Annotated in this window: 1 protein-coding gene; it reads right to left on the bottom strand. The window is 72.6% G+C overall.

Translation table 11 applies throughout. The annotated features are described in order from the left end of the window. Nucleotides 1-1,571, bottom strand: a 1,571-nt coding sequence (locus G3N18_RS15700; protein WP_196385179.1) for an MMPL family transporter, incomplete at both ends; no start/stop codon positions are given.

The following is a 1,571-nucleotide window of genomic DNA, read 5'->3' as shown; positions in this document are numbered from 1 at the left end:
TGCGCGCGCACCCACGCGGCCCGGCCGGGCAGGAGGTGCCCGGCGACGCGCAGCCGCCCCTCGGACGGGTCGATGCGCCCGCCCACCATGAGCACGAACGCGCGCGAGGCGCGCGGGTCGGCCGCCGTGACGATCAGGGTCTCGCCGGCCTCGACGCGCATGTCGGCGCCCGAGAACAGCTCCACCTCGCCGACGCCGCGGCCGCCGTCGACTCGCACTCCGACGCCCTCGCCGACGAGCGGGGCGGTGCAGTCGGGTTCGGGCCACTCGGCCAGGGCGAGCTCGCGCTCGACCGCTTCACCCTCGATGTCGAAGTGCGGCAGGGCGCGGTCGAGCCAGCGAGGCATCCACCACGCCTTGTCGCCGAGGAGGGCCATCACCGCGGGCACGAGGGTCATGCGCACGAGGAACGCGTCGACGGCGATGCCGACGGCGAGGCCGAGCGCGATCGGTTTGATCGCGGTGTCGCCCTCGGGCACGAACGCCGCGAACACCGCGAACATGATGACCGCGGCGGCCGTGACCACGCGCGCCGAGGCGGTGAAGCCGCTGCGCACCGCGGCGATCGCGAGAGCGCTCTCGTCGTAGGGTTCGCCGGAGGCCCTGGCCGCGCGCCGCGCGTGCACGAAGTCCTCCCGCATGCGCGAGACGAGAAACACCTCGTAGTCCATCGCGAGGCCGAACAGCACGCCCATGAGGATGATCGGCATGAACGAGATGACGGGGCCCGTCCGCGTCACGTGCAGAGCGTCGGCGAGCCAGCCCCACTCGAACACGGCGGCGACGACGCCGAACGCGGCGAGGATCGACAGCAGGTAGCCGACCGTCGCCTTCATCGGCACCCAGATCGAGCGGAACACGATCATCAGCAGGATGAACGAGAGACCGATCACGAACAGCCCGAAGGGCAGGAGCGCCGCGCCGAGCCGGTCGGAGATGTCGATCGCGATCGCGGTGAACCCGGTCACCTTGAGGTCGACGCCGTACTTCTCCAGCCATTCGTCGTGGTGGGAGCGGAGCTCGCGCACGAGGTCGGCCGTCGCCGGGTCGTCGGGGCCGGTCTCGGGCACGATCTGCACGAGCCCGGTGTCTGCGGTCTCGTTGGGGGTCGCGAGGGCGACCTCCTTGACGCCGGGGATCTGCTCGACCTCGGCCTTCAGGTCGGCCATGAGCCCGAGCGGATCCGTCGAGGTGACGATCGTGCCGGTGAGGATGAGCGGCCCGTTCGCGCCGGCGCCGAAGTGCTCGGCGGTGAGGTCGTAGGTCTGCCGCGCCTCGCTCGAGGTCGGTTGCATGCCGGCATTGGGGAGGGCCAGCTGCAGGCTCGCGGCGGGGATCGCGACCACGCCGAGCGTGACGACGACGGCGATGGTCGTGATGATCGGATGCCTCGTCACGAGCGCGACCCAGCGGTTGGTGCGCTTCAGGGGCACGGTCGCCGGAGGGGCCGTGTCGGCCCCGTCGCCGTCGCTCTCGCTCTCGCCGGAGTCGGAGCCGGAGTCGGAGCCCGCAGCCGCAGCATCCGCCGACGCCCGCCGTCCGCCGCGGCGGCGGCGCACGGCGACGCCGCG

Source organism: Microbacterium paulum, from assembly GCF_015707995.1.
In the GTDB taxonomy this organism is placed as follows: Bacteria; Actinomycetota; Actinomycetes; order Actinomycetales; family Microbacteriaceae; genus Microbacterium; species Microbacterium paulum.
This window is presented reverse-complemented; position numbering and strand designations above follow the sequence as displayed.